13 protein-coding genes are annotated in these 14,732 nt (G+C 45.1%); 9 read left to right on the top strand and 4 right to left on the bottom strand.

The window, feature by feature from the left end:
* Nucleotides 1-201 precede the first annotated feature (201 nt).
* A complete protein-coding gene (gene metC, locus Q1A40_RS11495) occupies nt 202-1,383 on the bottom strand; it encodes a cystathionine beta-lyase (protein WP_300000222.1) in 1,182 nt (393 codons plus the stop codon).
* An 849-nt stretch (nt 1,384-2,232) separates the two neighbouring features.
* Here metC and Q1A40_RS11490 point away from each other — a divergent pair.
* The 8 genes from Q1A40_RS11490 to Q1A40_RS11455 are packed head-to-tail and all read left to right on the top strand — an operon-like array spanning nt 2,233 to nt 10,157.
* Complete coding sequence (locus Q1A40_RS11490) at nt 2,233-3,063, top strand: DeoR/GlpR family DNA-binding transcription regulator (RefSeq protein ID WP_300000220.1); 831 nt, start codon at nt 2,233-2,235, stop codon at nt 3,061-3,063.
* A gap of 12 nt (nt 3,064-3,075) precedes the next feature.
* Nucleotides 3,076-4,059 carry a substrate-binding domain-containing protein gene (locus tag Q1A40_RS11485; protein WP_300000219.1) on the top strand — a complete coding sequence of 328 codons (984 nt, stop codon included), beginning with the start codon at nt 3,076-3,078 and terminating at the stop codon, nt 4,057-4,059.
* A 3-nt stretch (nt 4,060-4,062) separates the two neighbouring features.
* Nucleotides 4,063-5,568: a sugar ABC transporter ATP-binding protein gene (locus Q1A40_RS11480; protein WP_300000218.1), complete on the top strand. Its 1,506-nt coding sequence runs from the start codon at nt 4,063-4,065 to the stop codon at nt 5,566-5,568.
* Nucleotides 5,561-6,550: an ABC transporter permease gene (locus tag Q1A40_RS11475; protein WP_300000217.1), complete on the top strand. Its 990-nt coding sequence runs from the start codon at nt 5,561-5,563 to the stop codon at nt 6,548-6,550. The genes Q1A40_RS11480 and Q1A40_RS11475 overlap by 8 nt, the downstream gene beginning before the upstream one ends.
* A 16-nt stretch (nt 6,551-6,566) precedes the next feature.
* A complete protein-coding gene (locus Q1A40_RS11470) occupies nt 6,567-7,613 on the top strand; it encodes an ABC transporter permease (RefSeq protein WP_300000215.1) in 1,047 nt (348 codons plus the stop codon).
* Nucleotides 7,614-7,615: 2 nt separating this feature from the next.
* Nucleotides 7,616-8,308, top strand: a complete 693-nt coding sequence (gene alsE, locus Q1A40_RS11465; protein WP_300000213.1) for a D-allulose 6-phosphate 3-epimerase — start codon at nt 7,616-7,618, stop codon at nt 8,306-8,308.
* Nucleotides 8,305-9,201: an allose kinase gene (alsK, locus tag Q1A40_RS11460; RefSeq protein WP_300000211.1), complete on the top strand. Its 897-nt coding sequence runs from the start codon at nt 8,305-8,307 to the stop codon at nt 9,199-9,201. The genes alsE and alsK overlap by 4 nt, the downstream gene beginning before the upstream one ends.
* Nucleotides 9,198-10,157, top strand: a complete 960-nt coding sequence (locus Q1A40_RS11455; RefSeq protein ID WP_300000209.1) for a ribokinase — start codon at nt 9,198-9,200, stop codon at nt 10,155-10,157. The genes alsK and Q1A40_RS11455 overlap by 4 nt, the downstream gene beginning before the upstream one ends.
* A 57-nt stretch (nt 10,158-10,214) precedes the next feature.
* Here the strand turns inward: Q1A40_RS11455 and Q1A40_RS11450 are convergent, their stop codons facing one another.
* Together Q1A40_RS11450 and ascF are read right to left on the bottom strand one after the other, a co-directional pair.
* Entirely contained in the window at nt 10,215-11,645 is a 1,431-nt protein-coding gene (locus Q1A40_RS11450; RefSeq protein WP_300000207.1) for a 6-phospho-beta-glucosidase, read from the bottom strand.
* A gap of 28 nt (nt 11,646-11,673) precedes the next feature.
* Nucleotides 11,674-13,128, bottom strand: a complete 1,455-nt coding sequence (ascF, locus tag Q1A40_RS11445) for a PTS cellobiose/arbutin/salicin transporter subunit IIBC (RefSeq protein ID WP_300000206.1) — start codon at nt 13,126-13,128, stop codon at nt 11,674-11,676.
* 353 nt (nt 13,129-13,481) lie between these two features.
* On the opposite strand from ascF, the gene Q1A40_RS11440 reads away from it, so the two are divergent.
* Nucleotides 13,482-14,498 (top strand): LacI family DNA-binding transcriptional regulator, encoded by a 1,017-nt coding sequence (locus tag Q1A40_RS11440; RefSeq protein ID WP_300000204.1) that lies wholly within the window; start codon nt 13,482-13,484, stop codon nt 14,496-14,498.
* A gap of 48 nt (nt 14,499-14,546) precedes the next feature.
* Here Q1A40_RS11440 and Q1A40_RS11435 read toward each other — a convergent pair.
* Nucleotides 14,547-14,732: zinc ribbon domain-containing protein (locus tag Q1A40_RS11435; protein ID WP_300000202.1), on the bottom strand; the 186-nt coding region annotated here is incomplete at its 5' end.

Raw genomic sequence — 14,732 nt, 5'->3', positions numbered from 1 at the left:
GACATTTTCACAAGAAATATCAATGCGATATGGATGATTTCAAAAGAATAAAACATTGAAGAAATGACATATTTTTAGGCCGTTACACCCGCTGCGACGGGTTTATCAGCCACACAAGCGGCCACCCTCCCCTGGCAGCCATATTAACCGCGTGTTTTAGAGTAAAACAGGCTGGTTTTCGTCCTTAAGTTAATGCCGGTATCAGGCTTGCAGATGCAATCGATCCAGGCCCTGACGTAAATCGTTAATCAGATCATCGGTATCTTCCAGCCCAATCTGTAAACGGAGCGTTCTTCCGGCTGGCTGCCAGGTTGTCGCCGTCCGGTAGTCTGAGCAGTCAAAAGGAATAATCAAGCTTTCAAAACCTCCCCAGGAATATCCCATCCCGAACAGTTCGAGTCCGTTTAGCATCTCAGTAACTGCCGATTTTGAGAACGCAGGATCGAGGATAAGCGAAAATAATCCGGTCGATCCGCTGAAATCACGTTTCCAGAATTCATGTCCGGGACAGCTTTCAAAGGCTGGGTGCAAAATGGTTTTGACCTCGGGCTGCTGTTCCAACCAGCGTGCCACCTTAAGTGCACGGCTTTCGGCTTCCTTTAAACGAATATGCAAGGTTCTTAATCCACGTAACGCAAGGAAGCAATCTTCAGCGCCGGGCAGCATCGCCATGCTGTCATAAGTTGCCCGTAATTCAGGCCAGGTTTCAGCATTGGCGCTGACCAGCCCCATCAATAGGTCAGAATGTCCGCTGAGATATTTCGTTCCAGCCTCAACGGAAAGATCGCAGCCGTGTTTATGCGCCTGGAAAAACACCGGCGTGGCCCAAGTGTTATCGATGATAGTTTTAATGCCACGCGCACGTGCAATTTCGGTAAACAGCGGTATATCCTGGATCTCAAAGCTCTGTGAACCCGGCGACTCTAAAAATAGCGTACTGGTTTCAGGGCGGATCAACGCTACAATCCCCGCGCCAATCATCGGATCGTAATAGGTGGTGGTGACGCCAAATTTTTTCAGTGTCCGATCGCAAAAACTTCTGGTCGGGCGATACACCGTATCGGGGATGAGCAGATGGTCGCCTGCTTTCAGCGTGGTCATCAGCGCGAGCGCAATAGCCCCCAGCCCGGATGGCGACATTACCGTACCTGCAGCGCCCGCCAGCTCGGTCCAGGCATCTTCAAGATTCTTTATCGTTGGCGTTCCCAGCGTCCCGTAGACAAAATCTGCCCGGTTATTCTCCAGGTCTTCAACGGTATTAAAAATAACCGTTGATCCTCGATACACCGGGCTATTCACAAAGCCACGCTGCTCTTTGGTATTACGGCCCAGTTGCGTTAAGCGAGTAGATAGTTTTAACGGTTCAGCTTGCGTATTTTTCATAGTGACGTCCATTTAATTCGACTTTCAGGGCTAGCCGTTTTACTCGTAAGGTCTGTATCAGCAGCATAGACCTGACCTGCTCCCGTTAACCAGTCCGTTTACTGTAATTTCTGCACCACTTTTTCGATCACTCCCCGAGAAAACAATAACTTTTTCATCTGTTATTAACCAAAATATCAGCAATAAACAGACGCCAATAACACAGAACAACGAGAATAATGCTAAAAAAAGCACACAAAAAAGATGTAAAAAATGGACGATAAAGGAAATAAACCCGTCAAAGGAAAACCTGATAAGCCAGAAAAAAGTATCACGAAAACGCAGGAAAAGAGCAGAGCTAAACGGAGTACTGGCGTACCCAAAACGGTTCAAGGTTCAGGTGCTGACAATGGTGCGCGACAGGCCCACAGGACTTGATCAAATCACCGTACTTGCGACGGCGGGTATGCTAAAGCGACATATTTTGATTACCCCTGTACCAAACCATTCCACCACAGCATCGCATACCTGGACCGCTCTCAGTAAACCACCCGCATTATTTTTAACCTGACTACAAATTTAAATTTTCCGTCACAAAACGGTCAAATACACATAAACGGTCAATATCGGTCATGCTAATGTTATTCGCAGGTTAAGAAAAAAAACAAAAGCCAAAGCGTTTCTAAGCGTTACCCGGTTAATAAATGTGACCAAAGTCACTAAATAATGGAATTATATAAAACAATTACATTACAAACATGACAAAAATCACCATGACGAATTGATGTAATTATTCGCCTGTGGACTCCTATCCAGCACACATTTTCTCACTACAGTATCGGGTACTTTATTAAACATCGGGAGGGCATAATGTTACCGATAGAAAGACAGCAGAGAATTATTGATGAATTAAATATAAACGGCAGAGTATTGGTCGCGGAATTAGTAACACTGTGTCAAGTCTCTCAGGAAACAATTAGACGAGACCTGAGTCAATTAGAAAAAAGAGGTTTATTACAGCGTAGCCATGGTGGAGCTGTTCTTGCTAAGAAAGAGATAAATACTTCACAAAATAATACCCGTGTTGTCAACGAGCAGGGCTTATCTTTTCGTCAAAGAATAAATGAAAAAGTAGATGAAAAAATGGCAATAGCAAAACGGGCACTAGATTTTGTCAGTCCGGGGGACTGTATATTAATAGACGACAGCACTACCGGCTGGTATTTTTCGCGCCAGTTACCTGATATCGAGTTAACGGTAATTAGTAATTCTCTGAGGGTCGTTCAGACATTAGCGGCACGCAGTAATATAAGAACTATTTGCCTCGGCGGAGAATACTCTGACAGATATGAAAGTTTTCATGGTGTCGTAACTGAACAACCGCTACGTGAATTTCAAATTAATAAAATATTTTTTTCTTGTACTAATTTAAGCAGTGATGGTTATTTACGTGAAGAAAATGAAAATAGTGCTCATCTAAAACAGCAAATGATCCTTGCAGCAGAACGTAAATATCTGTTGCTTGATAGCAGTAAATTTTTACACCCCTCATTCGCAAGAATTTGTCATTACCGCGATGTGGAATTTCTTATTACTGACCAATTAAAAAACAAAGAACTGGAAAAGGAATTAGCGTGGAACGGTGTCAATATTATCGACTGCTCGCAACGCAATAATCCTAAACAGCTAATTAAAAATTAAACCGGAGTCTTTATGAAGAAACATCTTATTACCTGCAGCCTGATTGCCCTGTTCGCGAGTGCTACTGTTCATGCCGAAGATAAATTACGTATGGGTGTGGTAGTAAAAATCGGCGGTATTCCTTGGTTTAATGCCATGGAAGCCGGTATTAAAAGCGAAGCAGATAAACGTGGAATTGATGCATGGATGATAGGTCCGACAGCTGCAGATCCTGCACTACAAGTGCGTGCTATCGAAGATTTAATCGCCCAGAAAGTCGACATTATTGGTGTTGTTCCTAACGATCCGAAAGTACTGGAACCTGTGATTAAACGTGCTCGTGATGCTGGCATAAAGGTCATTACTCATGAGTCTCCAGGCCAGAAAGATGTGAACTGGGACTTTGAACTGGTTGATGCCCAGACTCATGGTATCAACCATATGAAAGAATTAGCCAAGTGCATGAATGAAGAAGGAAAATATGCCATGTACGTTGGCAGCCTGACCGTTCCTCTGCATCAAGAATGGACCGATTCAGCGTTAAATTATCAGAAAGAACATTACCCGAAAATGCAGCTGGTAACGGACAAGTTTGGTGTGGGTGAGTCACTCGATAACTCCATCAGAACCACCAATGAGCTGATGTCTAAATATCCTGACCTTAAAGGGATCATGGCATTTGGTTCTCAAGGTCCGATTGGTGCCGGACGTGCAGTAATGAGCCGTAATAAAACAGATCAAGTCTGCGTTATTGGTTCCTTCAGCCCAGGTCAAGGCGCATCGCTGGTACAGAGGGGCGCAATCAAAGGTGGCTATATCTGGAATCCACAAACTGCTGGCGAAGTATTTGTTCGCGTCGCCGATATGCTGCAAAAGAATGAGCCTGTCACCGACGGTATGACCATTGAAGGTTTAGGAAAAGTAAAAGTTGACCAGGAAAACCGCACCATTCTGGGTAATAGCACCGAGAGCCTGGATAAAGAGAACTTACCGAAACTGGTAAAAATGGGGCTGTAAAAAATGAATGAGCACACATCAAATACACTTATTTCCCTTGAAAACCTGTCAAAAACATTCGGCGGAAACCGGGCATTAAGTGATATTTCTATGACTTTACTGGCAGGAGAGGTGCACTGTCTTGCTGGTACAAATGGCTGTGGTAAAAGCACATTAATTAAAGTCATTTCCGGTGTACATACTCCGGATAGTGGTAGCTCGATTACGTTAGGGGATGGTGCACCCACCCCCAAACTCTCTGCCCGTCAGGCTCGTGATTTTGGTATTCAGGTCATTTATCAAGACCTGTCGTTATTTCCAAATCTGTCAGTCTGGGAAAACATTGCTTTTGAACACAATCTGGAAGGATTACTGCGCTGGCATAATAAGCCCAAACTGCGCAAAGCCGCACTGGAAGTCATTGAAAAACTGCAGTTTGATCTTGATATAGACCAACAGGTATTTTCGCTTTCCATTGCCCAGCGTCAGCAAGTGGCTATTTGTCGTGCCTTAGTTGCAGATGCACGTTTAGTTATTATGGATGAACCGACGGCTTCGCTCACCAGAACTGAAGTTAATCAGTTATTAAAAACCGTGCGCTATCTTAAAGAATCGAATATTTGTGTGGTATTTGTCAGCCACAGACTCGATGAAGTTCTCGAGATCTCTGACCGTGTTACCGTGATACGCGATGGTCGTATTATTGGTTGCTGGCCAGCAAATGAAATGACACCCTTTCATTTAACGGAACTGATGACAGGCAAAAAACTGGACTATCAAATGAAAGCGCCAACCAAGAGTGACTCTCGCGTTATTCTTGAAGTTGAGAATTTAACCCGGGCGAACCAATACTCAAATGTCAGTTTTAAATTGTATAAAGGCGAAATTATCGGTTTATGTGGCCTGTTAGGCTCAGGGCGTACTGAACTGGCACTTTCACTGTTTGGCATGACAAAACCAGATAGCGGAAAAATCTGGCTTGACAGTAAACCGGTTCGTTTTAAAACCCATGAAGATGCTATTAAATCCGGGATTGGTTATGTTTCAGAAGACAGACTTACTCTCGGTTTAGTTCAGCAACAATCAGTTGCCGACAATATGGTTCTAACCATTCTCGACCAGCTTAAAAATCGTTTTCACTTAATTGATGAATATCGAAAAAATAAAATAATATTAGAGTGGATCCAGAAGTTAGGTGTGCGTGTTGCCGATCCTGAATTAGCGATTTCGACATTATCGGGTGGTAATCAACAAAAAATCGTCCTCGCAAAATGGGTATTAACTCAGCCGCAGATATTAATATTAGACTCCCCTACCGTTGGAGTCGATGTAGGCGCTAAAGCCAGTATTTATCAGCTTATTCATGCTCTGGCAAAAGAAGGCATCTCTATTATTATCATTTCCGATGAGATCCCGGAAGTTTGGTATAACTGTGATCGTATTATGCATTTTCGTGATGGCACTATAAATGCTGAATATAAACCTGATTCCGTTGAGCAGCATCAGCTAGCCGAGGTAATTAATGCTTAATCTATCGCGTTTACGCCCAACCTCCAGCCAAGGCTGGCTTGCCTGGGTACTGTTTATTGCTATTGTATTTTTTAGTCTGGCAAGCGAGCAGTTTTTGACTATTCAAAACCTGCTTGATTTAGCTGAAAGCTACGCAGTCACCGGTATATTCGCTCTGGGACTGTTTGTTGTACTGGTTACCGGTGGAATAGATATTTCCTTCGCCGCTGTCGCTTCTGTGGTTCAGTATTTTATCGCAACGTTATTTATTCAATTTCAGTTTGATAATGCCATTCTCAGTATTTTATTAGCGATCGTCTGTGGCACGTTATTTGGTGTAATTAATGCCATTCTGATTACCACCTTACGAGTCGTGTCGATAATCATCACCATAAGTATGCAGTCACTGCTGTTTGGCTTACTGATGTGGGTCACTGCAGGACGGAGCATTTACTCCCTTCCGGACTGGTGGGTTTCACTGCGCACAGTACTACCATTTGAGGTTAATGGTGTGCAATTTCAGCTTGGGTTACCGCTCGTCACTATGCTGGTTATCGCTGGAGCGACTGCGCTCCTGCTGAATAAAACGAATCTCGGTCGCCAGCTTTACGCCGTTGGTGGAGATCCTGAGTCAGCCCGTCGTATCGGTATCAGGGTTGGACTGATCCATGTCTTTGCTTACGGCTGGTTAGGCGCCATGGCCGCAATAGGTGGGTTAGTACAGGTTTACCGTATGGGTGAAGTAGTCCCCAATGCGCTGGTTGGCGGTGAACTCGATGTACTGGCAGCAACCGTTTTAGGGGGAGCCAGTTTAATGGGAGGAAAAGGCACCGTCAGCGGAACGTTAATGGGCGTATTCCTGATAGCAATACTAAAAAATGGCCTTAATTTAATCGGCGTATCTAACTACTTCATGAATATCGTCGTCGGCGTCATTATCGTTATTGCCATTGCCGTTACGCACTATAAAAAACGTAAAGAAACTGATGTCAGCTTTGTCTAATTAAAGGCGTATCGTTATGAAACTAATTTCCGCTCTACGTCCCGATAGTAGTAATACTGGACTTTTACTCCTTATTGCATTGGCTCTGAGTTGTTTTACTCTGTTATTACCCGGACGTTTTCTTACTGATTCAACCTTTATGAGCATGGCTTTCCAGTTGCCGGAACTGGGTTTACTGACCTTAGCCATGTTCATTGCTATTTTAAGCGGCGGGTTAAATCTGGCCATTATTGCAACCTCAAATATTACCGCCCTGTTTATGGCCTGGGTACTCTTAAGCATGCTGCCAGCAGATGCCAGTGTCCCTTATCAGTTATTATGGCTCGGTATCGCGATTATTGGTGCGATGTGCATTGCTGTGGTCATTGGCGTTATTACCGGAATGATGATAACACGCATTGGTGCTCATCCTATTCTGGTGACACTGGCAACCATGATGACCCTGAATGGTATTGGTATTTGGTTAACAAAAGGGGCTGCACTCAGTGGTATGCCGCAGATTATCAGAACTCTGGGTTCAGATACCTTTATCGGCATTCCATTACCATTATGGGTTTTTCTTATCGCGGCGGTATCACTGGCTTTATTCTTAGGTAAAACACGCCCGGGAAAATGTATCTATATGGGTGGCAGTAATATTAATGCCACCTGGTTCAGCGGTGTTAATACCCATCGTGTAGTGATTCTTGTATACGTTATATCCAGCTTACTCTGTGTTCTTGCTGGTTTAATTATGATGGCCAGATTTAACTCGGCGAGAATGGGCTATGGCGATGCCTATTTATTACTGACAGTATTAGCGATTATTTTAGGTGGAACAGACCCAAACGGTGGGTTTGGTCGTGTCTCTGGTGTGGTGCTTTCTTTAATTGCATTACAAATATTATCAACGGGTTTCAACTTAATGAATATTAGTCAGCATATCAGTCTGGCTATGTGGGGAGCGGTATTAATTGTAGTTCTTGCACTTAAACACTTTAAATCACGTTTTAATGAACATCGTGCCGTTAAAAAAAGCAGAGTAACGACACAGCCAAAATCTCTTATTGAAAAAAAGGAATAACAATGCGTATTCAAGTATCCCCTTCATTAATGTGTATGAACTTAATAGAAATAAAAAAACAATTAGCTGTTCTTGATACTCGTGCTGATTTTTTACATGTCGACATTATGGATGGCCACTATGTGAAAAACATTACTTTATCACCTTTTTTCATTGAACAAATAAGACCGCATACTCAGGTCGCTATTGATGTTCACTTGATGGTTGAAGAACCAACAGATTTTATTGACGCCATTGCCAGGGCCGGTGCAGATTATATTTGCCCGCACGCCGAAACCATTAACCGTGATGCTTTCAGGGTCATCAACCAGATCCGTTCTCATGGTAAAAAAGTGGGTATTGTTTTAAATCCCGCTACGCCAGTAGCTTATATTCACCATTATATTCACCTGGTGGATAAGATTACCGTTATGACAGTTGATCCTGGTTACGCAGGACAGCCATTTATTCCTGAAATGTTACTAAAGGTTAAAGAACTAAAAGAACTGAAAGAGCGTCATGGTTATTCTTATCTGATTGAAATTGATGGCTCCTGCAACGTTAAGACTTATGAAGATTTAATCAGCGCAGGGGCTGAAGTGCTCATTGTCGGTACGTCTGGGTTATTCAATATTCATCAGGATCTGGAAACAGCCTGGAATATGATGAGAAGCAGCATCGATGAGGCTCAATGCGCCATACAGGAAGCCGTATGAAGAAACACTGGCTTGGTATTGACATTGGCGGTACGGGGACACGCTTACAGCTAATGGAAGAAGGACGTATCTGGAGTACTTACCGCAAGGTCAGTACTTCAAGCTGGGCCCGGCAAGATGATGCGCTGGATGCACTGGGCCAACTGATTATCGACACGCTGGAGGGTAAGCCTGTTTCAGGAATTATGCTTGGCTTACCTGGCGTCTTAACACGCTCTCGTCAGCAGGTCGTTTCACTCCCTTTTATCCAGACCCTGGATGGGCAACCGGTGAGTGACATTTTGAGCCAGCGTATCGGCGTACCGGTAGCCATGGATAAAGATGTTAATCAGTTAATGACCTGGGATCTGATGCAGCTTGAGACCCTGCCTGATTCAGCGGTAGGAATATACCCTGGTACTGGTATGGGAAATAGTCTGTGGCTGAATGGTCAGTTTTATCACGGTCAGCACGGTGGAGCAGGAGAACTGGGGCACATTCCGATTGAAGGAAACGATTTACCCTGCCCTTGTGGTAATCGGGGCTGTGCCGAGACACTGACATCCGGGAACTGGCTACGCCACTGGGCAGAGCAACATGCACCTGATATTAATATGTCAGACTTGTTTACTCATTATGGTGAGCACGCGGATTTACAGGCTTTTGTCGCCAGACTTGCACGACTGATTGCGACAGAAATTAATATTCTCGACCCTGAATATCTGATTCTGGGAGGTGGCGTGTTAGCCATGAATAATTTTCCTTTAACCCAGCTACGTGACGGTATTCGGTCCTCTCTTCGCCCACCCGTAACACGCGATGGATTAAAAATCGTTTTCAGTCAGTCAACGGATTATACCGGCTGCCGTGGCGCATGTTTAGCCGCAGAACGGTACTTCAGGAGCCCATTATGAGCGGAAGAGTCTGTGTATTCGGATCCTTTAATCTTGATGTCGTCGCCACTATGAGCCGTTTCCCAAGGCCCGGAGAATCACTCACGGCATATCACAGCAATATGGGGCCTGGCGGTAAAGGCGCTAATCAGGCCACAGCAGCATTACGTGCCGGAGCCCGCGTTCACTACATCGGTAAAGTAGGAAATGATGATTTCGGGGTCTTTGCGCGTCGGCACTTAGAAAAGACCGGTTTTGATGCCATTACCCTCTTTACCTGTAAAGAGAAACCAACAGGTAATGCGTTGATCTATGTCGCCGGTGAAGATGCCGAGAATATGATCTCTGTTTATCCGGGAGCCAATACGACCGTTACCGCAGCAGAGGTAAACCGATGCCAGCCAACAGTCGCTGCCGCGGATATTCTGTTAGTACAATTAGAAAATAACCTCAGTGCTATACAGAAAATGGTCGATAACGCCCATCAGGCAGGGACATATATTATTCTTAATCCAGCCCCATGGCAGAAGGTCGGTAATGCACTCTTAAAGAAAGTGGATTTGCTTACGCCTAACTGTTCGGAAGCCATGCAGCTCACCGGGATTGAGGTGACGGATGTGAAAAGTGCCCAGCGTGCAGCAACGGCCCTACATCAAAAAGGGGCCTGCCGAGTGATCATTACTCTTGGAATGGAAGGCGCACTGTTATCCACACCTGAAGAGCAGTTCAGAATTCCTATTTTTCCTGCCCAACCTTGTGACACTACCGGAGCGGGCGACTCCTTTAACGGTGCATTAGCGGCACGCCTGGCTGCGGGAGAATCAATATTACCGGCATCGATATTTGCCTCAGCCTATGCTTCTTTATGCGTTGAACGTAAAGGTGCGGCAGAGTCTATGCCTACTTATGCAGAAGCACTCGCGCGTTTACAGCAATATCCCGAATATGTGCCAGAACTTTTAGAACAGCTACAGTAAAAAGATGATAAAAAGAAGATGCCGTGAAATAACGGCATCTGTGAAACCATAACAACGTTATTCCAAATCAGCCCCATTACTGGCTATCACTTTCTGATACCAGTAGAAGGATTTTTTCTTTTTACGTTCACGCGTTCCCTGCCCCTGGTCATCAAGATCAACATGAATAAAGCCATAGCGCTTACTCATCTCTCCGGTAGACGCGGCAACCAAATCAATGCATGACCAAGTGGTGTAGCCGATAACAGGAATGCCATCTTCTATTGCCTCGCCCATGGCATTAATATGGCTGCGTAAGTAATCAATACGATAATCATCGTTGATTTCCCCCTCAGCGGTGACTTCATCCCGCGCCCCAAGACCATTCTCAACTAAGAAGAGTGGCTTCTGATAGCGGTCATACATCATATTCATCGTGATACGTAAGCCCAGAGGGTCGATACCCCATCCCCACTCGCTCACTTTAATATGGGGATTTTTCAGTGACTTAACTACGTTGGCTTCACTGCTATTTTGCGCATTCATTTCAGCAGAAGCACAGCGTGAGGCATAGTAACTGAAAGAGACAAAATCAACGGTATTGGCAAGGATAGCTTCATCCTCAGGATCAACCACCAGCGAAATTCCCTTTTCTTTAAACAGGCGGGCAGCATAAGCCGGATAACGACCACGCGCCTGGACATCAATAAAAAACAGATTCTCGCGATCTTTATTAAGTGCCGCCCAAACATCATCAGGTTTGCATGACCAAGGATAGAATATCCCTCCAGCCAGCATACAACCCACCTGGTTTTCAGGGTTCACTTCATGCGCAATACGGGTGGCTAACGCACTGGCGACCAGTTCATGGTGAGCCGCCTGATACTTAACCTGGTCAGGGTTTTCATCAGCACTGAACACCAGGCCCGCGCCAGAGAACGGGCTGTGCAGCATGATGTTAATTTCATTGAAGGTCAGCCAGTATTTCACCAAACCATCAAAGGCTTCAAAACAGGTTCGGGCATAGCGGCTAAAGAAATCGACCATTTTCCGGTTACGCCATGAGCCATATTCAATCACCAGATGCATCGGTACATCGAAGTGACACAGGGTCACCAGCGGTTCAATATTGTATTTTCTGCATTCGGTAAACAGGTCACGATAAAAAGCGATACCTTCCTCATTTGGTGTCAGCTCATCGCCGTTAGGGTAAAGGCGGCTCCAGGCAATAGAGGTTCTGAACACACCGAATCCCATTTCGGCAAGCAGAGCAATATCTTCTTTATAGTGATGATAAAAATCGATAGCCTGGTGGCTGGGATAATATTCATCTTCACGCAGACTGAAGCGTTCTTCTTGCCCAAGTTTAACCGGCATCCGATTACTACCGTGGGGAATCATGTCCACCGTGGTCAGCCCTTTCCCCCCTTCACGGTATGCCCCCTCAGCTTGATTAGCAGAGATGGCTCCTCCCCAAAGAAAGTTGTCGGGAAATCTTGATGTGGACATGCGTACTTCTCCTTATCCGTTAATTAATTCAGACGTTAACTTGTTGTGGCTGAGAGACTTTTTGATCAACAGGCTCTTTTTTATCGTTGGATGCTTCAACCGGAATATCTTCAAATCCGAGTAACAAAGTCACAATGAATGACATCACTATCGCCATGATCATGACGCCAACGACCCAGACGATACTCATTGGGTTTTGTGGATCGAAGAATTGCACACTGGTAAACAGACCTGGTGAAGCCATAGAGTGACTCGCTAACCCGCCGATCCCGGCAACGGCTCCGCAGAAAAATCCGGTAATTAAACTCGCGATCAATGGCCGCTTGAGACGCAGAGCAACACCATATAAGGCCGGTTCAGAGATCCCGGCAACAATGGCTGAGGCAGCAGCAGCGAGTGCCGTTTGGCGTAACTCAGGGTTTTTGGTGCGCCAGGCAACAGCCAGCGATGACCCCCCTAAGGCAAGGTTGGCACCAATTTCTGACGGCATCACCATACCTTCTTTGCCTGTTTCAGCAATGGTCTGAATAATGGTCGGAGTAAATACCCGATGCATGCCGGTCATTACCAGCAGTGGCCAGAGCGCCCCCATGATAGCCACAGATAACCAGCCAAGATAATGGTGAATGGTATAGACCACGGAAGAAATGCCGCTACCAATCCAGATACCTACAGGCCCGATTAAGATAATTGCAATCGGGGATGCAATAAGAAATATCAGCATCGGTTTGAGGAAGTTCTTGGTGACCGCCGGGGTTATCTTATCAACCCATCTTTCGATGTAGGAGAGTAGCCAAGTCATACACAACGCCGGGATCACGGTATAAGTGTATTTCACTGCCGTAATCGGAATACCGATAAAATCCACTGGTTGGCCTTGAGCGGCTTTGGCCATCAAATCGATAAATGCCGGGTGTACCATAACCCCTGAGATGGCAATAGCGAGTGACATGTTCGTTTTGAACTTAACCGCAGCAGAAGCAGCCACCATAATCGGCAGGAAAAAGAACGCACCGTCACCAATGACATTAAGCAGGATAAGTGTAGAAGAACCTTTGGTCAGGATACCGCTCATTTCCAGGACCATAGCCAGCAGTTTGATCATTGATGCACCAATAATCGCAGGGATCAGAGGTGACATAGTCCCTATCAGAGCATCAAGGATCCCGGCGCCAACACGACGGAAGGACCAGGGACTTTTGGTCGCTGGCCGGGTTTCCTGTGCCAGCCCTTCTGGCAGCAATTTGATAACTTCTTCATAAGCTTTTGAAACTGTATTGCCAATAATCACCTGGCATTGTGAGTCTGTTTTCACCACCCCCATGACGCCAGTAATACTTTTTAAACGTGCTAAATCAACGGGTTCATCACTTTTCAGCACAAACCGCAGGCGTGTCATACAGTGGGTGACAGCAGTAATATTTTCGACCCCGCCGATAGCATCAACAATCGAACGAGAAACAGCCGCATAATTCTTGGACATGGGTAAATGAGCTCTTGTAATCGCACTCTACATCCAGCGGTATAGGGCACTCAATGTAACGGATACGCATCCCGCTTCATGGCGATTTATTTAAGTTTATGTATTAACTGATATTTATATCGTTAATGGAATATATATTACTGAGCAACAGCCGGTAACCGGTTCCACACAATATTTAATTTATTTAATAATAATTCAACCATTTTGTTTTTTGATGTTTGTTTGTGTGACTTAACTCACCAAACAGATGCGTTTTCTAGTAAGAACCACGCTCATTACTGCACAGATCTCTGCATCTCTGGCGATAAGAAATGTGTAAAATGATTCGGGTATCAATAGGTCGGGATAAAGACATGTCTACAATGCAGGAAGTGGCAAAACGGGCAAACGTATCAAAAGCGACAGTTTCGCGCGTATTGTCAGGGAAAGGTTATACCAGTGACGAAACCAAAGCGCGGGTTTACCAGGCGATTGAAGAAACCGGCTATCGCCCTAATTTACTGGCTCGTAATCTTTCAACCAGTAAATCCGCCTGTATTGGTCTGGTAGTGACTAATAATCTTTATCAAGGCAGTTACTTTAATGAGATCCTATCCCAGGCAGCAAAAAAGCTCGAAGATAATGGTCGGCAACTGATCCTTGTTGATGGCAAACACAGTGCAGAGGAAGAACATGCCGCAATTCAGTTTCTGCTCGGATTACGCTGTGATGCGATTATTGTCTATCCCCGCTTTCTGAGTATCAGCCAGATGGATGAAATCATCGAGCAACATTCCCAGCCTATTATGATAGTGAACCGTAAACTGAGAAAAAATCAGAGTCACTGTATAGCTTGCGATCATAAAGGCTCCAGTTTTAACGCCACTCAGTATCTGATTTCTCGTGGTCACAGAGAGATTGCTTTTATTACCGGTTCAATGGACTCACCGACAGCAATTGAACGTCTGGCGGGTTATAAAGAGGCCTTACTTGCCAGTGGCATTGAAGTCATCGAGTCATTGATTATTCAAGGCCGCTGGACACCGACTTGCGGTGTTCAAGGCGTGATGAAATTACACCAACAGGCAACACCTTTTACCGCTATTCTGGCCAGTAATGATGATATGGCCATAGGAGCCATCAAAGCGCTGGATGATATCGGCATCGCGGTTCCCCAACAGGTTTCCGTTATTGGTTTTGATGATATTCCAACCGCGCCCTTCCTGAAACCGGCCTTATCCAGTGTAAAAGACCCGGTTAATGGAATGATTAACGAAGTTATTCATCGGGTAATTTCGATGCTCGATGGCGGACATTTTTCAAAAGAGAATATCTTTATCTCAGAATTAAAAATCAGGGATTCTGTTAGCGACGGGCCATACAGCAATTGACTGCTCCCCGCCCTGAAGGACGGGGATTCCCAATTCACAGAGTCCAACCTAAACAGCATTAAGCGATTCAGGAATGACAGACTCTCCAAGGGCTAACACCGCAAGACCTGCGGCTTTTATATTCTTTGCAGCGTTAATATCACGGTCATGGTTAACACCACATTCAGGGCAGACCCAAGACCGTGTATGTAACGCCAGTTTAGACAGTGTGTAACCGCAACCGCTGCAACGTTT

The sequence above is a fragment of the uncultured Cedecea sp. genome, from assembly GCF_947498825.1.
Lineage (GTDB): Bacteria > Pseudomonadota > Gammaproteobacteria > Enterobacterales > Enterobacteriaceae > JGM124.
This window is presented reverse-complemented; position numbering and strand designations above follow the sequence as displayed.